The organism is Citrobacter sp. S46_ASV_140 (assembly GCF_018919545.1).
Lineage (GTDB): Bacteria > Pseudomonadota > Gammaproteobacteria > Enterobacterales > Enterobacteriaceae > Citrobacter > Citrobacter braakii.
Genome location: NZ_JAHLRC010000010.1, coordinates 1 through 20,340, shown reverse-complemented (window position 1 = coordinate 20,340; position 20,340 = coordinate 1). Strand labels below are relative to the sequence as shown.

Annotated in this window: 18 protein-coding genes; 9 read left to right on the top strand and 9 right to left on the bottom strand. The window is 53.2% G+C overall.

Annotated features, from left to right (window positions below):
• The first annotated feature begins 436 nt into the window (after nucleotides 1–436).
• The gene (gene lpxP / locus KQJ19_RS05000) at nucleotides 437–1,357 is read left to right on the top strand and encodes a kdo(2)-lipid IV(A) palmitoleoyltransferase (protein ID WP_016157070.1); all 921 of its coding nucleotides are present in this window, start codon (nucleotides 437–439) and stop codon (nucleotides 1,355–1,357) included.
• A gap of 41 nt (nucleotides 1,358–1,398) precedes the next feature.
• Here the strand turns inward: lpxP and KQJ19_RS04995 are convergent, their stop codons facing one another.
• Nucleotides 1,399–2,013, bottom strand: coding sequence for a lysozyme inhibitor LprI family protein (locus KQJ19_RS04995; RefSeq protein ID WP_216403397.1), 615 nt, complete (start codon nucleotides 2,011–2,013; stop codon nucleotides 1,399–1,401).
• A 343-nt stretch (nucleotides 2,014–2,356) separates the two neighbouring features.
• Between KQJ19_RS04995 and ypdK the strand changes: the two genes are divergently transcribed.
• The gene (gene ypdK, locus KQJ19_RS04990; RefSeq protein ID WP_010723117.1) at nucleotides 2,357–2,428 is read left to right on the top strand and encodes a membrane protein YpdK; all 72 of its coding nucleotides are present in this window, start codon (nucleotides 2,357–2,359) and stop codon (nucleotides 2,426–2,428) included.
• Between the two features lie 66 nt (nucleotides 2,429–2,494).
• On the opposite strand, the gene alaC is transcribed toward ypdK, so the two are convergent.
• Nucleotides 2,495–3,733 carry an alanine transaminase gene (alaC, locus tag KQJ19_RS04985; RefSeq protein ID WP_016153894.1) on the bottom strand — a complete coding sequence of 413 codons (1,239 nt, stop codon included), beginning with the start codon at nucleotides 3,731–3,733 and terminating at the stop codon, nucleotides 2,495–2,497.
• Between the two features lie 387 nt (nucleotides 3,734–4,120).
• Here alaC and KQJ19_RS04980 point away from each other — a divergent pair, with 387 nt between their 5' ends.
• The 4 genes from KQJ19_RS04980 (at nucleotide 4,121) to KQJ19_RS04965 (ending at nucleotide 7,734) form a co-directional block, all read left to right on the top strand.
• A complete protein-coding gene (locus tag KQJ19_RS04980; RefSeq protein ID WP_029139619.1) occupies nucleotides 4,121–5,818 on the top strand; it encodes a sensor histidine kinase in 1,698 nt (565 codons plus the stop codon).
• A gap of 14 nt (nucleotides 5,819–5,832) precedes the next feature.
• Nucleotides 5,833–6,567 carry a two-component system response regulator YpdB gene (gene ypdB, locus KQJ19_RS04975; protein ID WP_016153896.1) on the top strand — a complete coding sequence of 245 codons (735 nt, stop codon included), beginning with the start codon at nucleotides 5,833–5,835 and terminating at the stop codon, nucleotides 6,565–6,567.
• Between the two features lie 15 nt (nucleotides 6,568–6,582).
• Nucleotides 6,583–7,446 (top strand): AraC family transcriptional regulator, encoded by an 864-nt coding sequence (locus tag KQJ19_RS04970; RefSeq protein ID WP_216403396.1) that lies wholly within the window; start codon nucleotides 6,583–6,585, stop codon nucleotides 7,444–7,446.
• Between the two features lie 99 nt (nucleotides 7,447–7,545).
• Complete coding sequence (locus tag KQJ19_RS04965; RefSeq protein WP_032931709.1) at nucleotides 7,546–7,734, top strand: hypothetical protein; 189 nt, start codon at nucleotides 7,546–7,548, stop codon at nucleotides 7,732–7,734.
• Between the two features lie 77 nt (nucleotides 7,735–7,811).
• Here KQJ19_RS04965 and ptsP read toward each other — a convergent pair whose 3' ends face one another.
• The 6 genes from ptsP to glk all read right to left on the bottom strand — a co-directional run bounded on the left by ptsP (nucleotide 7,812) and on the right by glk (nucleotide 15,254).
• The gene (gene ptsP / locus KQJ19_RS04960) at nucleotides 7,812–10,307 is read right to left on the bottom strand and encodes a phosphoenolpyruvate--protein phosphotransferase (RefSeq protein WP_216403395.1); all 2,496 of its coding nucleotides are present in this window, start codon (nucleotides 10,305–10,307) and stop codon (nucleotides 7,812–7,814) included.
• A 23-nt stretch (nucleotides 10,308–10,330) separates the two neighbouring features.
• Nucleotides 10,331–11,371, bottom strand: a complete 1,041-nt coding sequence (gene ypdE, locus KQJ19_RS04955) for an aminopeptidase (RefSeq protein ID WP_080859861.1) — start codon at nucleotides 11,369–11,371, stop codon at nucleotides 10,331–10,333.
• Nucleotides 11,371–12,456, bottom strand: a complete 1,086-nt coding sequence (ypdF, locus tag KQJ19_RS04950) for an aminopeptidase (RefSeq protein WP_216403394.1) — start codon at nucleotides 12,454–12,456, stop codon at nucleotides 11,371–11,373. The genes ypdE and ypdF overlap by 1 nt, the downstream gene beginning before the upstream one ends.
• Nucleotides 12,457–12,473: 17 nt before the next feature.
• The gene (locus tag KQJ19_RS04945; RefSeq protein WP_216403393.1) at nucleotides 12,474–13,721 is read right to left on the bottom strand and encodes a PTS fructose transporter subunit IIC; all 1,248 of its coding nucleotides are present in this window, start codon (nucleotides 13,719–13,721) and stop codon (nucleotides 12,474–12,476) included.
• Between the two features lie 20 nt (nucleotides 13,722–13,741).
• Nucleotides 13,742–14,068, bottom strand: coding sequence for a fructose PTS transporter subunit IIB (locus KQJ19_RS04940; RefSeq protein WP_003028254.1), 327 nt, complete (start codon nucleotides 14,066–14,068; stop codon nucleotides 13,742–13,744).
• Nucleotides 14,069–14,288: 220 nt separating this feature from the next.
• The gene (glk, locus tag KQJ19_RS04935; RefSeq protein ID WP_216403392.1) at nucleotides 14,289–15,254 is read right to left on the bottom strand and encodes a glucokinase; all 966 of its coding nucleotides are present in this window, start codon (nucleotides 15,252–15,254) and stop codon (nucleotides 14,289–14,291) included.
• Between the two features lie 204 nt (nucleotides 15,255–15,458).
• Between glk and KQJ19_RS04930 the strand changes: the two genes are divergently transcribed.
• On the top strand, nucleotides 15,459–16,694 hold the full coding sequence (locus tag KQJ19_RS04930; protein ID WP_053389666.1) for an ion channel protein: 1,236 nt from the start codon (nucleotides 15,459–15,461) through the stop codon (nucleotides 16,692–16,694).
• On the opposite strand, the gene KQJ19_RS04925 is transcribed toward KQJ19_RS04930, so the two are convergent.
• Nucleotides 16,695–18,347 (bottom strand): thiamine pyrophosphate-binding protein, encoded by a 1,653-nt coding sequence (locus KQJ19_RS04925; protein ID WP_046275538.1) that lies wholly within the window; start codon nucleotides 18,345–18,347, stop codon nucleotides 16,695–16,697.
• 182 nt (nucleotides 18,348–18,529) lie between these two features.
• Between KQJ19_RS04925 and mgrA the strand changes: the two genes are divergently transcribed.
• Complete coding sequence (gene mgrA / locus KQJ19_RS04920) at nucleotides 18,530–19,528, top strand: L-glyceraldehyde 3-phosphate reductase (RefSeq protein ID WP_016153905.1); 999 nt, start codon at nucleotides 18,530–18,532, stop codon at nucleotides 19,526–19,528.
• 128 nt (nucleotides 19,529–19,656) lie between these two features.
• Complete coding sequence (gene ypeC / locus KQJ19_RS04915) at nucleotides 19,657–19,986, top strand: DUF2502 domain-containing protein YpeC (protein ID WP_016153906.1); 330 nt, start codon at nucleotides 19,657–19,659, stop codon at nucleotides 19,984–19,986.
• Nucleotides 19,987–20,340: the final 354 nt, after the last annotated feature.

Sequence of the window (20,340 nt, the reverse complement as noted above, 5' to 3'; positions counted from 1 at the left end):
ACCTCCTGTTTGCCGTAAAAATTTACGTAAGTCCTTACACTCCCTTGAGTTTATATTCTAAGACAATTCCCAATGGTTCGCAATTTAAGCAACATTTTCGTTACAAAAATCACTCAATCGCTGACTACTAATTTATTCGACAGCCGTTTATTTAATCGTCATAAAAACAGCACATTATATATCGACTCATTTTTGACCTTAATCGCCGTAAAAACATTTACGAATCTTGAGTAATTATTTCTGGCTGACATTAATATTCGGGTGTACATTGAGCGTCCGATCATTCATGCCCCTTCCTGGTTTTGTCCTGACTCAGTTTTACACTCTTTACAGGAACCAATGTCGTTCATGGCGGCCTAACGATCAGTACAGACTGTAAAGCGGCAGACTAAAGAATCTTCGCGATACACCTATTTCGTATCAACAACAGGTGCTTATGTTCCCCCAATGTAAATTTTCACGCGCGTTTTTGCATCCGCGCTACTGGCTCACATGGTTTGGCGTCGGTGTGCTCTGGTTACTGGTACAGCTTCCCTATCCGGTATTGTGTTTTCTTGGTACCCGTACAGGCACGCTGGCTCGTCCATTTTTAAAGCGCCGTGAATCTATTGCTCATAAAAATCTCGAACTCTGTTTCCCAAATCTGTCGCAAGAAGAAAGAGACAAACTGGTCGATGAGAACTTCCGTTCACTCGGCATGGCCCTGCTTGAAACGGGTATGGCCTGGTTCTGGCCGGATCGCCGGGTACGCAAATGGTTTGATGTAGAAGGGCTGGACAACCTGAAACGCGCACAGATGCAAAACCGTGGCGTGATGGTGGTAGGCGTACACTTTATGTCACTCGAGTTGGGTGGTCGCGTAATGGGACTTTGCCAACCGATGATGGCAACCTATCGCCCGCACAATAATAAGTTGATGGAGTGGATCCAAACCCGCGGTCGTATGCGCTCCAACAAGGCCATGATCGGCAGAAATAATCTGCGCGGTATTGTCGGCGCCCTGAAAAAAGGGGAAGCGGTATGGTTTGCCCCCGATCAGGACTACGGTCGTAAAGGGAGTTCATTCGCCCCCTTCTTCGCAGTCAAAAACGTCGCGACCACCAACGGTACTTACGTGCTGTCACGGTTATCGGGCGCAGCGATGCTGACCGTAACCATGGTAAGAAAAGCAGATAACTCCGGTTACCGCCTGTTCATCACTCCAGAAATGGAAGGTTATCCAACAGATGAAAGCCAGGCAGCGGCGTATATGAACAAAATTATCGAAAAAGAGATCATGCGCGCGCCCGAGCAGTATCTCTGGATCCACCGTCGCTTCAAAACTCGCCCGATGGGTGAAGCCTCGTTGTACATCTAAAAAGAAAGGCCGAAAGGCCTTTCTTTTTTTCTGCGGCTGAATTACTTCACGCCCCACTTGTTCTGTAATTCAGCCATTCGCTCATTGTAGTTACGGGCTATACACGCTGGCTTATCCTGCTCTTTCCAGCATTCGTTACGCCCTTTCACCCAGCCGCGTTGCTCTGCTTTGAGCGTCGGGTTATTACTCGATTTAACCAGCGCCTGCTTGTAGGCCCCGTTCAATGCCAAATCCATGGCTGAGAGCGAAGGACTTTGACAGATAACCTCCTCGATACTGCCCTTTGCTACCGCAGAACAGGAAAAAGAAGGCCCGTTGCTGGTCGATTTCTTTGCCCCTGAAAAGTCGATATTGTCTTCAGGCAGGCAAATCCCGTGCTTACGATTAGGCCTGGTCCAGGAAACGTCCGGATTCCCGTCATCTTTACGGGAGATAGACACGGTATTGTTACCGCTTTTTGCTTCCCAGTAATTTTCATTGAAGGCCTTTACCGTCGCCTTAGTGCCATCAATCCAGATATTGCCTTTACCATCACTATTCACACCACCAATACTTGCGCAGCTGAAATTGAATGCCATCGGCGAGGCCGCCATCGACGTCACTGGCGTAAGAACGAGTGCTAACATCATTAATCTGGTCATTTTTAACCTTTTCATAATCTCATTCCGCGAAAAATTAACCGCATTAACATCATGGAGATATGAGAATTCTCCGAGTAAACATTCCGTCGCTCAATAGCAATTTATTACCGATAGAAATTAAACTGTCGCCGAATCACGACACTTGTAAGTTATTAAAATTAAATAAAAAAATGCCTCTTGTCTCACCTCATTTTTAGGCGTACATTAGCGCCGTCTGGAGCATAAAAGCTCAGAATTCTGAGGTGATGCAGACAAGCAAACGAAGGGAATTCTCCATTTCGTTTACGCGTGCATCAGCTCTCTGTCAGGTTAGCATATGTTCATTTAGACGTACCTCAGGTACGCGGAGAGATGAAAAGTGAAATATTTCTTTATGGGCATTTCTTTTATGGTCATCGTTTGGGCCGGTACTTTCGCCCTGATGATCTAAATTAAAAGACGCAGCAAAAAAAACAGGAGCCTGATGGCTCCTGTTTGCTTTTGGGAAAACGTGTTGTTAGTCGGTACTTTCAGTGGCCGATTTTGCACTGGCAGGCAGTAAGCCATCGGCGCGGAACATTGCTTTGATGCCACGGATCGCCTGGCGGGTACGGTCGCGGTTTTCAATTAACGCAAAGCGCACGTGCGTATCACCATAATCACCAAAACCAATCCCCGGCGAAACGCATACCTTCGCCTCGTTCAGCAGTTTCTTGGCAAATTCAAGTGAGCCCATCGCGGCGTATTGCTCTGGGATTTTCGCCCAAACGTACATCGAGGCCTTGGGCATCTCGACCATCCACCCGGCTTCATGCAGCCCCTTAACCAGCACATCTCGACGACGTTTATATTGCTCAGCAATATCCCGCACGCACTGCTGATCGCCTTCCAGCGCGGCGATTGCTGCAACCTGCAACGGAGTAAATGTTCCGTAATCGTGATAGCTCTTAATTCGAGCCAGCGCGTTCACCAGCGTTTTGTTACCTACCATAAAACCGATACGCCAGCCCGCCATGTTGTAGCTTTTCGATAGGGTGAAAAACTCCACCGCGACATCGCGAGCGCCCGGTACCTCCATAATCGACGGCGCTTTCCAGCCATCGTAGACGATATCGGCATAAGCCAGGTCATGAACCACCAGCACGTCATAGCGTTTAGCCAGGGCCACAACTTTTTCGAAGAACTCCAGCTCGACGCACTGCGCAGTCGGGTTGGAAGGAAAACCTAAGATCATCATCTTCGGTTTCGGGTAGCTTTCGCGAATCGCGCGCTCCAGCTCATTAAAGAAATCGACCCCTTCGACCAGCGGCACTGAACGTACCTGCGCGCCGGCAATCACCGCGCCATAAATATGGATCGGATAGCTCGGGTTCGGTACGAGGACCGTATCGCCGTGATCCAGCGTGGCCAGCATCAGGTGCGCCAATCCTTCTTTCGAGCCAATCGTCACAATCGCTTCGGATTCCGGATCGATCTCAACGTCATAGCGTTCCTGGTACCAACGGGAAATCGCCCGACGCAGACGCGGAATGCCGCGCGAGGTGGAGTAACCGTGCGTATCCGGGCGCTGCGCCACGGTACAGAGTTTTTCGACAATGTGAGGAGGCGTGGCCCCATCCGGGTTCCCCATGCTGAAATCGATAATATCTTCGCCGCGCCGACGCGCAGCCATCTTCAGTTCAGCAGTAATGTTAAAAACGTAAGGGGGAAGGCGATCAATACGCGTAAAGCGACGTTCAGGGCGGGAGTCAGCCATAATATCCTCAGATTAACGTTAGCGCCCGGACCGTCCGAGCGACGCTGCCACGATGGTGGCACGTTTAGAAAATAGCCTGAATAATTTCCTTCTGTCGAGAGGCAAAACAAAATATTTTTTATTGAGGTAAAAGAGGAATAGCCAGAAAAAATGAGGAAATAAAATTTTTCACACTCCACTTAAAATTACCACCATTTAACATTTTATTGTTAAACATATTACTTTGTGCGCTCTGTTGACAGGACAGGCATTGTAAATACAACAATCATGCAACAATCCCCTTTTAATATTAAGGTTTTTCCCCATTAGCTACAGGCTGCGCGGGTGCTGGTCATCCAGCCTCAGGTTACCTATCATAGAGGTTTAACCCTTGCGCAAGAGTCACCCGTGCACGAAATATTCAATATGCTGCTGGCGGTATTCGACCGGGCAGCGCTGATGCTGTTCTGTCTGTTTTTCCTGATTCGTATCCGCCTGTTTCGCGAACTGTTGCACAAGTCAGCCCACTCCCCGAAAGAGCTGCTCGCCGTTACCGCGATTTTCTCAATGTTTGCCCTGTTCAGTACCTGGTCCGGCGTACCGGTTGAAGGCTCACTGGTTAACGTACGTATTATCGCCGTCATGTCAGGGGGAATTCTGTTCGGTCCCTGGGTCGGTATCATTACAGGCCTGATCGCGGGCACCCACCGCTACCTGATCGACATCGGCGGCGTAACCGCCCTGCCCTGCTTTATCACCAGCATTCTGGCAGGCTGCATTGCTGGCTGGATCAACCGTAGGATCCCCAAAGCGCAACACTGGCGTGCGGGTATTTTAGGCGGAATGCTGTGCGAATCTCTGACCATGATCCTCGTCGTCGCCTGGGCGCCCACCACCGAACTGGGGCTGGATATCGTTTCGAAAATCGGCATCCCAATGATTCTGGGTAGTGTCTGCATTGGTTTTATCGTCATGCTGGTGCAAAGCGTGGAAGGCGAGAAAGAAGCCAGCGCCGCGAAGCAGGCTAAGCTGGCTCTGGATATCGCCAACAAAACTCTGCCGCTTTTTCGCCAGGTCAATAGCGAATCGCTTCGCCAGGTGTGCGAAATTATTCGCCATGATATCCATGCTGATGCCGTCGCTATTACCAACACCCAGCACGTGCTGGCCTACGTTGGCGTGGGTGAACTTAACTACCGCGATAATGATGATTTCGTCAGTCCGACTACGCAACAGGCGATCAATTACGGAAAAATCATCATTAAAAACAATGATGAAGCGCACCGTACGCCGGAAATACACTCCATGCTGGTGATTCCGCTTTGGGAGAAAGGTGTTGTCACCGGTACGCTAAAAATCTACTACTGTCACGCCCACCAGATAACCTCCTCACTACAAGAAATGGCCATCGGCCTGTCGCAAATTATCTCGACTCAGCTGGAAGTCTCCCGGGCGGAGCAGCTACGCGAAATGGCAAATAAGGCAGAGCTGCGTGCGCTACAAAGTAAAATAAATCCCCATTTCCTGTTTAACGCCCTGAACGCAATTTCATCGTCGGTGCGGCTGAATCCAGACACTGCGCGCCAGCTAATTTTTAATTTATCGCGCTATCTTCGCTATAATATTGAATTAAAAGACGATGAGCAGATCGACATCAAAAAAGAGCTGTATCAAATCAAGGATTACATCGCCATCGAACAGGCCCGTTTTGGCGACAAGCTGACGGTTATTTATGATATCGATGAAGAGGTAAGCTGTTATATTCCCAGCCTGCTGATTCAGCCGCTGGTAGAGAACGCTATCGTCCATGGGATTCAGCCCTGCAAAGGAAAAGGGGTGGTCACCATCAGCGTTGCGGAGTGCGGTAATCGGGTACGGATTGCCGTGCGGGATACGGGCCACGGTATCGATCCAAAAGTGATTGAACGGGTCGAATCCAATGAAATGCCGGGCAATAAAATTGGTCTGTTAAATGTGCATCATCGCGTTAAGCTGCTCTACGGCGAGGGCCTCCATATCCGCCGTCTGGAGCCAGGCACAGAGATTGCCTTTTATGTGCCTAATCAGCACTCGCCCGCAGCCGCACCGGCCACATTGTTGCTTTAACCAGGAGTGAAGTCGTGAAAGTCATCATTGTTGAAGATGAATTCCTGGCCCAACAGGAACTTAGCTGGCTGATAAAAGAGCACAGCCAGATGGAGATTGTCGGCACATTTGACGACGGTCTGGACGTGCTGAAATACCTCCAGCACAACCGCGTTGACGCCATTTTTCTGGATATCAATATTCCCTCGCTGGATGGCGTCCTGTTGGCGCAAAACATCAGCCAGTTCGCGCACAAGCCCTTTATTGTCTTTATTACCGCGTGGAAAGAGCACGCTGTTGAAGCCTTTGAACTGGAGGCCTTTGACTACATCCTGAAGCCGTATCAGGAATCACGCATCGTCGGCATGCTGCAAAAGCTGGAAGCAGCCTGGCAGCAACAGCAAACGGGAACCTCGCCTGCCAGTCCGGTGACCCGCGAAAACGATACGATCAATCTGATCAAAGATGAGCGGATCATCGTGACCCCGATCAACGACATCTACTACGCAGAAGCCCATGAAAAGATGACGTTTGTCTACACCCGGCGCGAATCGTATGTGATGCCAATGAACATCACTGAATTTTGCAGCAAATTGCCTGCTTCGCATTTCTTCCGCTGCCACCGCTCGTTCTGTGTGAATCTGAATAAAATCCGCGAGATCGAACCCTGGTTTAACAACACCTACATTTTGCGCTTAAAAGATCTGGAATTTGAAATCCCGGTGAGTCGGAGTAAAGTGAAAGAGTTCAGGCAGTTAATGCACTTATAGCGCAGAGAAAGAGCGATGAAAGAGCCAGGCCTACCCGCAGACCAACAGTTTTTCGCCGATCTGTTCAGCGGCCTGGTATTGAACCCGCAGCGTCTTGGCCGCGTGTGGTTCGCGCCCCAGCCCAGCACGTTACCGTCCGGCAGTTTGTGTATTGACCTTCCGCGCCTCGATATCGTGCTGCGTGGCGAATACAGTAATCAACTGGAAAAACAGCAGCATAGCCTGCCAGAAGGCGACATGCTGTTTATCCCGGCGAAAGCAGCGAATTTGCCCGGTAGCGATAAACCCGTGATGCTACTGAGTCTGGTGTTTTCTCCGGCCTGGCTGGGGCTCTCTTTTTACGATAATCGAACGGCATCGCTGTTACGTCCGATCCGCCGTATTGAGTTACCACATCCGCAGCGCGGCGAAGGCGAGGCGATGCTCACCGCATTAACCCATTTAAGCCGCTCTCCTCTGGCCCAGGATATTATTCAGCCGCTGGTGCTTAGCCTGCTGCATCTGTGTCGTAGCGTGGTGAATACCCGCCCTGACACAGAGCGTCCGCGCGCTGAATTTCTCTATCACAGTATGTGTAACTGGGTGCAGGATAACTATGCCCAACCGCTGACCCGGGAAAGCGTAGCGCAGTTTTTTAATATCACGCCCAACCACCTGTCAAAAGTGTTTGCCCAGCACGGCACCATGGGATTCGTCGAGTACCTGCGGTGGGTCAGAATGGCGAAGGCGCGCATCATCTTACAGAAATACCATCTGTCGATTAGCGAAGTCGCACAGCGGTGCGGTTATCAGGACAGTAATTATTTCTGCCGCCTGTTCCGGCGTCAGTTTGGCCTGACGCCGGGAGAGTACAGCGTACGTTTTCAGTCAGCACGTTAAGTGAGACAACACCAACAGGTTAGTAATATCCGTTTGCATCGTTGTAAAATAACGGCATGTAGCTCCCCCTGCAGGCTTACTCAATAAAGTGAATATGCGATGAAAAACAGACGTGCACTCTCCCTGATGTGTTTTCAGATGCTGGAATCAGGTGCGGATCGTCAGACCGTGAAAAGAGCCCTTACCTCCCGCCGTGTTAAAGCTCGCCAGGCGGTGGTTCTGCTCTGTAAGCAAGAAATGACGCTCTTAAGAGCCGGGAAACTGCCGGTGCCAAACGCGCCACATTGATGATGTCGCTTTCCGGTCGCGTTCATCCAGCCTGCAACCAGATCGTCGCAGGCTGGAGAGCGCTCTTTCAATGAAGCTTAAAACGTCAGTTCCGCCTCCAGCAACGCGAGAATACTGTCGGCATTTTCAGCGGCAAACAACGACTGGCGGAACGGCTTGTTCACCAGCTTACGCGCCAGCTGCGAGAAGACCTTCACGTGGTTAATGCCTTCATCAGCTCCCAGCGTCAGCATGATAACCAGTTCCACTTCGCCCATCTCTGACTGCCAGTCAACGGGATGAGCAAGCCGGGCAATACTGATGCTGGAATGGCGGATCCACTGGGACTTAGTGTGCGGAATAGCCACACCAAAACCGACAGCAGTGGTGACTATCTCTTCGCGCTGCCAGATATCTTCCTCCAGCTCAAACGGATGTTCAGTTCGCCCATTAACACCAAGATTGCCGCACAGAAACTGAATCACCTGCTCTTTGTTACTCAGAGATTCACCAACAAAGATGTTCTCCCGCGCCAGCAGCGGACGCACGTCTTTCTGCGGTGCAAACTGGTTGAGCAGATCTTCTATCTCTTGAGCGCTACGGCACTCACAGGCCCGTATGGCGAGTTCACGGCATGCCTGGCCCTCCAGTTGACGAAGCTGACTTTTCACCGCCGGAATACGTGGACTGCTCATGCTCAGCTCGTCGAGTCCTAAGCCCAGCAGCAGCGGTAAATAGCGTCCTTCGCCCCCCAGTTCGCCGCAAATGCCCACCCATTTACCACGTTCGTGCGCCACGCGGACAATCTGCTGCAACATTCGCAGGAACGACGGCGTAATCGGGTTGTACAACGGCGAAACGCGCGGGTTATTACGATCGACGGCGTACAGGTACTGGGTCATGTCGTTTGAACCAATACTGAAGAAATCCACCTCATCGCAGAAATGGTCGATGATGTAACACACCGACGGCACTTCAACCATAATCCCCAATGAAATTGTCGGAGCATGGCGTAAACCGTCGGCTTTCAGTGCCACCAGCGCTTTTTGCAGTTCGCTTTTTACCCACAAAATCTGGTCAAGGCTGTGCACCATTGGGATCATCAGCTGCGCATTGCCGAAGGTTGCCGCACGTAAGATGGCGCGCAGCTGCGTGCGAAACAGCCCGGCAAACTCTGGATAAATTCGCACCGCGCGGTAGCCCAGGAACGGATTCTCTTCCTGCGGAATATTGAGGTAACGGATATTTTTATCCCCCCCAATATCCATGGTGCGAAAGATTACCGGCTTGTCGCCCGCGGCCAATAAGACCTGCTGGTAGGCTTCAAACTGTTCCTGCTCGTCGGGAGCGCTGTCGCGGTCCATAAACAGCATTTCAGTACGAAACAGCCCAATCCCTTCCGCGCCATTGGCAAACGCCCCCGGCGCTTCCAGCGCGGTACCGATATTCGCTGCAACGTCAATACGCTGATTATCTTTGGTCAGCGCGGGCTGGGCGGCATCCAGCGCCTGCCGCCGCTGGCATTCATCGGCCAGCTTCTGCGCAATCGCGTAATAACCGCGAACCGCATCGTCTGGATTGATGGCCAGTACCCCACAGCGGGCATCCAGTACCGCATGCTGGCCTGCATAGCGGCTAATGGCCTCCAGCGGCAAGCCGCTAAGCACCGGTATAGCCGACGCGCGAGCGAGGATCAGGGTGTGCGAGGTGCGCCCTGTTTTCTCCAGGATCATGCCTGACAGATGCTGCAAATTGAGGCTTAAAAACTGGCTGGGCGTCAAATCCTCAGCGACCAGAATCGTCGGCTTATTCAGCACCAGCGCATTGCGCGGACGTCTTTCAGGCCAGGTGATGTGCAGCAGCTGTTCGCTGATATCACGGATATCGCTAACGCGCTCGCGCAGGTAATCGCTACCGGAGGCCGACAGCTTGTCGCACACCTGCTCCATATTGGCGATAATCGCCGCCCCTAACCCCAGATGCTGCTCCCGCATTAAGCGACGAATATTCCCGGCAAACTCGTCGTCCTGAATCAGAGACAGATGGGCGCTGAGGATGGTTTTACTCTCACCCTCACGCTCGCGCAGTTGCTGATTGAGCTGTTCGGCAAGCGTCGCCAGACTATGCTCCAGCCGGGTATTGTCTTCCGCACTCGGCGCAATTGCGCGATAGCTTTCCAGATTATCGCTCTGCCAAAGCGTGAGCGAACCCGCCCCTACGCCCCCTGCCAGTACGGTGCCATAAAGAAGGTCTGGGTTGAGGCGAATCAGCGAACGCGGCAACGGATGTGCCGCCAGTTCCGCCAGCGTCGGCTGAACGCTGTCGCTGTCAATAAACCGGTGCAGGAGGTACTCCTCCAGTGCTCGCCGGGCCTGTTCTTCATCGCGACCGGTGATGGTTAAGCTACAACTGTCATTAAACAGCGTCCCGGTGCCAATCAGCGCCAGCGAACTTTTCGCATCTGCCCTGGCGTTCTGGCGATGGTTAAGAAATATCACCTCACTTTGCCACTGGCTGCATTGCTCTTTCAGCTCCCACGCCGGACGCGCATGCAGGCCATTGGGTAACGGGCAAAGAAATTGAATCGTTAGCATAACAACTCCTGTTTAGCGCGAAATCAGCACCTGAAATCCGTCAGATGAACCACGGTTTCGCACGTAAGATGTGAAAGAAGAGCCGACAACAACTGCTGCGTCTGGATGATGTCACGGCAGTCGGCAATCGACGCCGCGCAGTGTCCATGCCGCGTAGCTGGCCCCATGACAACCGTGGGGATCCCCGTGCCGCTTACGTGCACCGCCCCGCCGTCAGTGCCGCCGTTACTGAACATGTCAAGCTGCAGGGTAATACCCGCATCGGTGGCCACGCTTTCAACCCACGCGGTCAGCTTTGGCGAGGCAATCAGCGATTTATCGCTTAACACCAGCATCGGGCCATTACCAATCTGCCGATGGTTGGCCGCACCATGATCAAAGTTTTTGGCCCAGCAGGCGGTATCCAGCACGATCGCCACATCCGGGGCGACCGCACGTGCTGCTGTTTGTCCTCCGCGCAGTCCCACTTCTTCACTGGAACTGGCCACCAGCCAGACCTCACATGGGAGAATGGCGTTATGCCATTCGCGCAGCAGCGCCACCAGCAAATAACATCCAAGTCGATCATCAAAGGCTTTGCCCATGACTCGCTGGTGCGGCAAAACCTGAAACGTCGTGTCAAATGTGACGCGATCGCCAGGGCGTACGCCGGCCTGAAGTACCTCGTCATAAGACCGCGCGCCAATGTCCACCTGCAGCGCACTGACGTCATTACCGCTGCGCTCTCCGTCGAGCAGACCGGGAATTTTGCTCTCTTCACGGGTAGTGATCCGCACCGGCTGCAATTGCCTGGCCGCCATACGCACATTTCCCACCGGCAATACATCGATCGCTCCTTCGCTGGAAATACTGCGCACGATAAATCCCACTTCATCCATATGCGCGCAGATCATTACCTTCGGACCGGTTGATTCATTCAGACGGATCAGCACCGATCCCAGGCCGTCAAAGCGCACCTCTTTATGCAGACGATCCGCCTCTTCAAGCAGGATCTGCCGCACTTCCTGTTCTGAAGAGGCGATCGCGTCCGCCTCACTCAGCGCCTTCAGTAGCGATAAGTCCATTACGCTTCTCCCGTGTGTAACAAAGTCTTCGCCATGGTGTAGAGCACCTCGCCGCCGTCTGGCGTAACCAGCACCACGTCCTCAATACGCACGCCTCCCTGCCCCGGCAGATAAATACCCGGCTCAACGGTGAGCAGCATGCCAGCCGCCAGAAGCGTCGCGTCGGTGGGGGAAAAACGGGGATTTTCATGCACCTCAATGCCGATAGCGTGTCCGGTATTGTGACCAAACTCATCACCATAGCCCGCCTGCGTAATGACCTGCTTGGCTGCGGCGTCAACCTCATGGCAACGCCGACCTGGTCGAATTGCTGCCACCGCCGCCCGCTGCGCCGCCAGGACAATCTGATACACGGAAAACAGCGGGCTTTCTTGCGCTGGCTGGTTTGCGTCTGGGATGCGAAAGGTTCTCGTCATATCCGAACAATAGCCCTGATACTGCGCACCAAAATCCAGCGTGATGAACTCACCCGCCTCGACACGCTTGTCGCTGGCTTTACCGTGCGGCAGCGCGCCGCGCCAGCCGCTGGCGACAATGGTGTCAAAAGAGGGTTTGTCTGCACCGAGCGTGCGCATGTACCACTCCAGTTCAGCGGCGATTTCGCGCTCACTGAGCCCAGGTTGAATAAAGCGGCGAATATGTTCAGCACTAAGGTCAGCTATCCGGCAGGCTTCGCGAATGCAGGCTATCTCCTGCGCCGTTTTTACCTGCCGGAGCACATCCGGCACGGCACTCACTAGTCGGGCACGCAGTTTGCCCGACCATCCATTCACCGTATTCCAGCTTACCTGCTCGCCTTCAAATCCCACCGTCTGCAGCTTTTCGTCAGCAATAATGTGATTCACCCGTGAATACAGCGTCTGCGCGCCATCAAGTAGATGGATCTGATAGCCCTGAGTACGCGTAGCAACATCGGTGTAGTAACGGGCGTCGACCAGAATATGCGCGCTTTGATGGCTGATAAACACAAACCCTGAACCGCTGGAGATCCCCATATGCGGCTGTTTATTCTGCCGCGATGACAGCAGCATCGCATCGAGATGTTGCGCCGTTAGCCAGTCACGCAGCGAGGCAAGTAAGCTCATGGTCACAATCCTTCTAATCAGAGGCTTTCAATCAGCAATTTGCCTTTGCGGTACATCATGTTGCGCAGGAACACCACCATCAGCGCCGTAATCACCGCACCTAACAGGATCCCCGCCATATAGACGCCGAGGTTAGTGACCAGCGGCCATGCCCAGATGGCCGATTCCGGGAACCACTGCACCGCCCCCAGCCAGACGGCAGCCGTCGATCCGACAATAGCGCCAACCATATAGGATGGAATTGCCGTGATGGGGCTTTCCAGTACGAACGGGATCGCCCCTTCGCTGATGCCCATAAACGCGAGGAACATTGCCGTTTTCCCTTGCGGGTAGAGCTGTGCGCTGAACAGGCGTTTGCCGGTTAAGCGTCGGTCGAGAAGCGTAGCCAACCCGAGGCCAATTGGAGGAATCACGATGGCAATAGAGCGTGCGGTTACTGGCAGAACGTGATCGGTAGTAAAGCTGAAGGCGACAAATCCTGCGGCTTTATTAATCGGACCGCCGAGGTCAATCGCCGTTGCCGCAGAAATCCCCATCGCGTACATCAGCGTGCCTTTCTCTCCAGCCGCCGTCAGCAGAGAACGAATTCCGCCGTTGATCCACCCGCCAAACGGCGTTATCACGTAATACATCGCCAACATGACGAAGATCGCGGAAAGAATGGGCAGTAAAAAGGTGGTTTTGAATGCCAGCAGGAAATCAGGCAACTGGATTTTTTGGTTCATCCACTTCACCAGATACCCGGCGACAATCGAGATAATCAGCGCGCCAATAAAGGTTGACGGGACGGGGGCACTGGTTGCCCATTGCAGCGTCGCTGGGTCAAAATTCAGTATCTGTGTGGGCTGAGTAGACATCAGTCCACCAATGAACCCCGCCGGAAACGCCAGCTTACCGCCGATAGAGTTGGCGACAAACGCGGCAAACATCGGAATAGCAAAACCAAACAGCACGCCGCCAAAAGATTGCGACAGCCAGGCAAACTTCAGTAATGAGAGATTAAAACCGCTGAATTTTCCGCTGTTCAGTGCATCCATGATGCCGGTGTCAGCAGGTATATCGAGCCAGCTATAGGCGATCAGTTGCGAGAAGGCGAGAATTACCCCGCCCATAATTAACGTCGGTACCATGCGCGAAATACCCGACATCACATGCTGCGGAAGTTCGCCCCAGAAGCTATTGCGGGAGGCCGGTGGATTTTTTATTGCCGCTGCCGCACCAGATGCGCCAGGCACAACGGTTGCACTGCGTTTTTTAATGGCCATACGTAATTCCCTGTCGATGATTATTGTTGTTCAGCGGCAACCATCTCTTCGATCTCTTTGATGATGCCGGCTGCATTTTTTATCGCGTCCTGTAACGTAATTTCGTAGACGTCACGCGACTCAAAACGCTCGTTATCTTCCGGAGTAACGGCAACAGAATGGATGATCAACGTTGCCTCTGCGATATCCTGCGCCGTCAGGCGATTTTGAATTCCGTCCGCACCCTGGGTTTCAATTTTCACTTCATAACCCGCTTCAACCGCGGCTTCTTCCAGCGCCTGAGCCGCCATAAAGGTATGGGCCAGCCCCATTGGGCACGCGCAAACGGCAATCAGTTTTTTGCTCATAATCATTTCCTCGTAATAGTTAACGAGTGAAATTATGGTCCGGGGAAAGTAACGACCGTTATCAGACAAATAATGCTTTTACTGGACAAATAATCCCGCCATTCGGAAATGTGACGAAGGTCGGAAAGGCGGGCGGCAGGAATAAAAAAACCGCGTAATAAACGCGGTTTGCGGGATATATGTAAGCCGGATAAGCGCTGTGCACCGTCCGGCGTTGGTCTTACAAAATATGGCCCAGCGTCTGGCGCAGATGCGCACCGGAACCAAGCAGGCCCGGGTTATCATGCACGATCAGATATACCGGAATATCCTGTACGTAGGCTTTAAAACGCCCCTTATCTTCAAAACCACCACGGAAACCCGAAGCTTTAAAGAAGTCGAGGAAGCGCGGTACGATGCCGCCAGCGATGTACACACCGCCAAACGTGCCCAGCGTTAACGCCAGATCGCCGCCAAAACGCCCCATGATGACGCAGAACAGCGACAGCGCGCGACGACAGTCGATACAGGAATCAGCCAGCGCACGCCCGGTGATATCCTTCGGCTGCAGATTTTCCGGCAGGCGCCCGTCTGATTTGACGATGGCGCGATACAGATTAACCAGCCCCGGACCTGACAGTACACGCTCTGCGGAAACGTGACCAATTTCCGCACGCAGGACCTCAAGGATAATCCCTTCTTCTTCGCTGTTAGGCGCAAAATCCACGTGACCGCCTTCACCGGGCAGGCTCACCCAGCGTTTATCTATATGCACCAAATGCGCCACACCGAGTCCGGTACCTGCGCCATAGACAGCAATCGGCTTGCCTTCAACAGGTTCCGCACCGCCAAACTGGATCAAATGCTCTTTCTTCAGCATCGGGATCGCCATCGACACGGCGGTGAAATCATTGATGATTTCCAGATGGCTGAAGCCCAGATTTTTTTTCATCTCAGCAATAGAGAATGCCCAGGTATGGTTGGTCATTGCCACCCAGTCACCGGTTATCGGACAGGCAATGGCAATACAACCATCCTCAACGCTGACGCTATGCTCATCCAGGTATACGCGTACTACCGCCTCGAGGCTTGGGTAATCCAGCCCGGAATAGGTTTTTGCCTGCGAAATCTCGCCGCTGGCAATGTCGCACAGAGCAAGACGCGCGTTGGTGCCGCCAACATCACCTACTAAAGCATATTTTGTCATTCTTCCACTGCTCCGCTAAAGTCAGAATAAATCTTTGCCACACTGTAAATTCATGGGGGCATAACAACAACGCCCTGAAGGCTGATGCCCGTGGAAAATCGATCCAGATCACATAATTACTTTATCGTTTCAGCACCATTTGCAGCGATGCGGTTGCGCAGGCTGTGCAAACTATGTCTATGACTCTGTTTTAAGGAATAGAATATGCTTCATCCACGAGCCAGAACGATGCTCTTGCTATCAACTCCTGCGCTAATTATTGGTATTGCCTCCAGCCTGGTGTTGATCGTTGTGATGAAAGTGGCGTCCGTTTTACAGCAATTTTTGTGGGAACGCCTGCCCGTTAGCATCGGTATTGCCCAGGACTCTCCGCTGTGGATTATCGGCATGCTGACGCTCACGGGGATTATGGTCGGGTTAGTTATTCGCTACAGCCAGGGTCACGCGGGACCGGATCCTGCCTGTGAGCCGTTAATTGGAATGCCGGTCCCCACCTCAGCAATTCCGGGCCTGCTGGCAGCGCTCATCCTCGGCCTGGCGGGTGGCGTCAGTTTGGGTCCGGAACACCCGATCATGACCGTGAATATCGCACTGGCTGTGGCGCTCGGCAGCCGTATGTTTCCCCGCATTGCTAAGCTGGACTGGACCATCCTCGCCTCTGCCGGCACCATCGGCGCGCTATTTGGCACCCCCGTTGCCGCCGCGCTGGTCTTTTCACAAACGCTGAATAGCTCGGACAATGTTCCCTTATGGGATCGCCTGTTTGCACCGTTAATGGCCGCCGCCGCGGGCTCGCTGACCACCAGTCTGTTTTTTCACCCCCATTTTTCACTGCCCATCGCGCACTACACGCAGATGCACGTGATCGATATCCTCAGCGGTGCGGTCGTTGCCGCCATCGCCATTGCCGCCGGGATGGTGGCTGTCTGGTGTCTGCCGCGTTTACACCATTTAATGCATCGATTGAAACACCCGGTCCTGATTCTTGGGGCAGGCGGCTTAATCCTCGGCATTTTAGGCGTTATCGGCGGACCGCTTACCTTGTTTAAAGGTCTGGACGAAATGCAGCAAATGGCATTTAGCCAGACGCTGGGAGCATCGGATTATTTCATGCTCGCCGTGATCAAATTGGCGGCATTAGTGGTTGCAGCTGCGAGTGGTTTTCGCGGCGGGCGAATTTTCCCGGCAGTATTCGTTGGGGTCGCGCTTGGCCTGATGCTGCACGCCCACGTTGAAGCGGTGCCAGCGGCCATTACCGTCTCCTGCGCGATTCTTGGACTGGTGCTGGTCGTCACCCGTGACGCCTGGCTGAGCCTGTTTATGGCAGCAGTGGTGGTGCCAGATTCCACCCTGCTGCCGCTCCTGTGCATCGTCATGCTGCCCGCCTGGCTGCTGCTGGCGGGCAAACCGATGATGATCGCCGAGCGTACCGATAAGTAGTTAGCCTCCGTTACGCGTTTCCAGCGCACGGGTCACCGTGCGCAATAGCTCAGGAAGATCGGCTTTCGGTAGTACCACCTCAATTAACGACAATCGTTGCGGATGGGACAAACGGGCCAGCACTTCTTCCAGTTGTACCGCCTGCTCCACACGCCAGCACTCCGCCTGACATTCACGACGAAACGCCTGCGGCACCTGCGTCCAGTTCCAGGCGGCGATATCGTTATAGCGCTGATTTGCCCCATGTATAGCCCGCTCCACGGTATAGCCGTCATTATTTAGCAGCAAAATTACGGGAGATTGCCCGTCTCTGAGCATAGAGCCCAGTTCCTGAATGGTGAGCTGCGCCGCACCATCGCCAATAATCAGGATCACCCGGCGGTCCGGGCAGGCGGTTTGCGCGCCAAATGCAGCCGGGAGCGCGTAGCCGATAGACCCCCACAGCGGCTGAACCAGCACCTCCGCTCCACCGGGTAGCATGAGCGCAGCCGCGCCAAATGCAGCGGTCCCCTGGTCGACGAGGATAATGTCATTGGGCGCCAGATATTGCTGCACCGTATGCCAGAAATTTTCCTGCGTCAAAGGTCCCTTCTCAACCTGAATACGCCTAACTGGCGGGCGTTCTGGCGGCAGTGAAAAGGACATCTCCAGACACAGCTCCCGCAAGGTGGTTACCGCCTGCTCCATCGGGACGTTAAACCAACGGTTTCCAATCCGTGAGGCATGTGGCTGCACCTCAATCGTGCGCTCCTGTGGTAACTGTTGCGTAAACCCGGCGGTCAAAGTGTCAACAAATTGTGTGCCAACACACACTATCGTGTCGGCATCTTCTATCGCCTGACGTACATAGTCGCTGCTGGCTCCAGCGCTGTAGGTGCCGACAAACGCCGGATGGCGCTCATCGAATAGCCCTTTGCCCATCAACAACGTGGCGTGGGCCATCGGCGTTTCCGCCATCCAGCGTTGCAATACCGGCTGCAGGCCAAAGCGTTGCGCGAGAACGTCTGCCAGAAGCGCTACGCGCGGGCTGTCCAGTAACCGCTCGCGGGCATGGTAGCGAAACGCTTCTGCCACGCTGCTTTCTGGCTCGCTCAGAGGAACAATCAGGATGTCATTCGGCGGCGTGGTCCGCTGTTTTGCCACATCAGCAGGTAACATCAGATAGCCCGGTCTGCGTTCGATGAGCATTGTTCGCAGCACGCGGTCAATTTCATAACAGGCGTTTTGTTCATCCAGCACTGCGCTGGCCGTCGTCACCGCCTGCTGCATACGATAAAAATGCTGAAAATCACCGTCCCCAAGGGTGTGATGCATCAACTCCCCACGACGTTGGGCACCGCGACAGGGCGCGCCAACAATATGCAAAACAGGAACATATTCCGCATAACTTCCCGCGATACCGTTAATCGCGCTTAACTCACCCACGCCAAACGTGGTGAGCAGCGCCCCCACCCCGGATACCCGGGCATAGCCATCCGCAGCATAAGCCGCATTCAACTCGTTCGCACACCCGACCCAACGTACGCTGGGATGTTCAATCACGTGATCAAGAAACTGCAAATTATAATCGCCAGGCACACCAAAGAGATGGCCAACACCACAGCCTGCCAGCCTGTCCAGCAGATAATCAGCAACGGAATACGGGGTTTGCATGACAGCTTTCCTTCTGACGGTAACCTCATGTTGAGTATCGAAGAACTGTGATGACTGTCCAGGAAAGTCGCTGTGAAGGGGGTGGAAAGCAAGATGTACAGTTTTCATCCCTAAATTTAATTGCAGCTGGCCTTGTGTAAACGTATACACTCAAAGTCACACCTTATCTGACAGGAGGCTATATGGCTTATCAGGCTGCTGAAAATCGTTATCAGACAATGGAGTACCGCCGCTGCGGTCAGAGCGGCCTCAAGCTCCCGATTGTATCACTGGGGTTGTGGCACAATTTTGGTGATACCACGCAGGTCGAGAACAGTCGGGCGCTGTTACAGCGTGCATTCGATCTGGGGATCACCCATTTTGATCTGGCGAATAACTATGGTCCACCGCCGGGTTCAGCGGAGCGAAATTTTGGTCGCATCCTGCAGGAAGATTTTTTACCGTGGCGAGATGAGCTGATCATCTCCACCAAAGCGGGTTACACCATGTGGGAAGGCCCTTACGGGGACTGGGGTTCACGCAAATACCTGATTGCCAGCCTCGATCAAAGCCTGAAGCGTCTGGGGCTGGAGTATGTCGATATCTTCTACCACCATCGCCCCGACCCTGAAACACCGCTCAGAGAAACCATGCGCGCGCTGGATCATATCGTCCGTCAGGGCAAAGCGCTGTACGTAGGCCTCTCTAACTATCCGGCTGAACTTGCCAGGCAAGCGATTGAAATACTGGACGATTTAGGTACGCCATGCCTTATTCATCAGCCCAAATATTCTATGTTTGAGCGTTGGGTCGAAGAGAGCCTGCTGTCGCTTTTACAGGAAAAAGGCGTCGGTAGTATCGCCTTCTCACCGCTGGCTGGCGGGCAGTTAACCGACCGCTATCTGAACGGTATTCCTGCGGATTCTCGCGCCGCAAGCACCAGCCGTTTTCTGAATCCGGACCAGATCACCCCACAAAAACTGGAAAAAGTTCGAGCGCTGAACGCACTGGCAGAGCGACGGGGACAAAAGCTGTCTCAGATGGCGCTCGCGTGGGTTCTCCGGGAAGACAAAGTTACGTCTGTGCTGATTGGTGCCAGTAAACCGGCGCAAATTGAAGATGCCGTCGGCATGCTGGCAAACCGTCACTTTACGCCTGAAGAGTGCGCGGAGATTGATGCCATTCTGAGTCGGTTGAAATAAAGACACATTTATTAACAAAAAGTGCTCTCACTTGCGATTTAAGAGTTGTGGCGATGAAACGGGGCTTTACTGCCCCGTAATATTACGTTAACAGGCCGGCTACGGCTCGATCGTGAAGGAGAGAAAACATGTTCAGGTCACTGATTCTGGCGGCAGTCTTAATGGCTTTTACACCGCTGGCCGCGAACGCTGGCGAAATCACCCTGCTGCCATCAATAAAATTGCAAATTGGCGATCGCGATAATTACGGTAACTACTGGGATGGCGGCCGCTGGCGCGACCGGGATTACTGGCACCATAACTATGAGTGGCGCAAAAACCGCTGGTGGCGTCATGACAACGGCTACCATCGTGGCTGGGATAAACGCAAAGCTTATGAACGCGGCTATCGAGAAGGCTGGAATGACCGTGACGACCATCGCGGTCGTGGGCGCGGCGGTCACGGGCATCGTCATTAAGAAAAGGAACCTGTGGTAACAGAGAATTTTTAACAATGGCAAAGGGTTCCGTTCACCGTATATTCATTGTTTCTCTGAACCCCTCATTCCCGTAACGGGCAAGGGAGGCTCACCGTCTCCCTTGCCACCCAGGCTTCCGGCAGGAAAAATCGTCACTTCGTGATCCATTCGCCTTATGTCGTCTTCCTTCGGATCGCTTCAGTACGCTGACTTTCAGTTCAATCCGTTTCGCTTTAATAAAAAATACCTTTGCAGCTAATCAATCCTTAAGTGACCAGCATTAGCCTGCAGGCTGCTTTTTTATGGTCAAATCCTGCGCTTTTTATTTTTCACTATTTGCCCTTGAGCAAAAAT

What these genes read in the sequence shown, in the direction of transcription:
- lpxP (WP_016157070.1), top strand. Translation starts at nt 437, where the DNA reads ATGTTCCCCCAATGTAAATTTTCACGCGCGTTTTTGCATCCGCGCTAC.
- KQJ19_RS04995 (WP_216403397.1), bottom strand. Translation starts at nt 2,013, where the DNA reads ATGAAAAGGTTAAAAATGACCAGATTAATGATGTTAGCACTCGTTCTT.
- alaC (WP_016153894.1), bottom strand. Translation starts at nt 3,733, where the DNA reads ATGGCTGACTCCCGCCCTGAACGTCGCTTTACGCGTATTGATCGCCTT.
- KQJ19_RS04970 (WP_216403396.1), top strand. Translation starts at nt 6,583, where the DNA reads ATGAAAGAGCCAGGCCTACCCGCAGACCAACAGTTTTTCGCCGATCTG.
- KQJ19_RS04965 (WP_032931709.1), top strand. Translation starts at nt 7,546, where the DNA reads ATGAAAAACAGACGTGCACTCTCCCTGATGTGTTTTCAGATGCTGGAA.
- ptsP (WP_216403395.1), bottom strand. Translation starts at nt 10,307, where the DNA reads ATGCTAACGATTCAATTTCTTTGCCCGTTACCCAATGGCCTGCATGCG.
- ypdE (WP_080859861.1), bottom strand. Translation starts at nt 11,371, where the DNA reads ATGGACTTATCGCTACTGAAGGCGCTGAGTGAGGCGGACGCGATCGCC.
- ypdF (WP_216403394.1), bottom strand. Translation starts at nt 12,456, where the DNA reads ATGAGCTTACTTGCCTCGCTGCGTGACTGGCTAACGGCGCAACATCTC.
- KQJ19_RS04945 (WP_216403393.1), bottom strand. Translation starts at nt 13,721, where the DNA reads ATGGCCATTAAAAAACGCAGTGCAACCGTTGTGCCTGGCGCATCTGGT.
- KQJ19_RS04940 (WP_003028254.1), bottom strand. Translation starts at nt 14,068, where the DNA reads ATGAGCAAAAAACTGATTGCCGTTTGCGCGTGCCCAATGGGGCTGGCC.
- glk (WP_216403392.1), bottom strand. Translation starts at nt 15,254, where the DNA reads ATGACAAAATATGCTTTAGTAGGTGATGTTGGCGGCACCAACGCGCGT.
- KQJ19_RS04930 (WP_053389666.1), top strand. Translation starts at nt 15,459, where the DNA reads ATGCTTCATCCACGAGCCAGAACGATGCTCTTGCTATCAACTCCTGCG.
- KQJ19_RS04925 (WP_046275538.1), bottom strand. Translation starts at nt 18,347, where the DNA reads ATGCAAACCCCGTATTCCGTTGCTGATTATCTGCTGGACAGGCTGGCA.
- mgrA (WP_016153905.1), top strand. Translation starts at nt 18,530, where the DNA reads ATGGCTTATCAGGCTGCTGAAAATCGTTATCAGACAATGGAGTACCGC.
- ypeC (WP_016153906.1), top strand. Translation starts at nt 19,657, where the DNA reads ATGTTCAGGTCACTGATTCTGGCGGCAGTCTTAATGGCTTTTACACCG.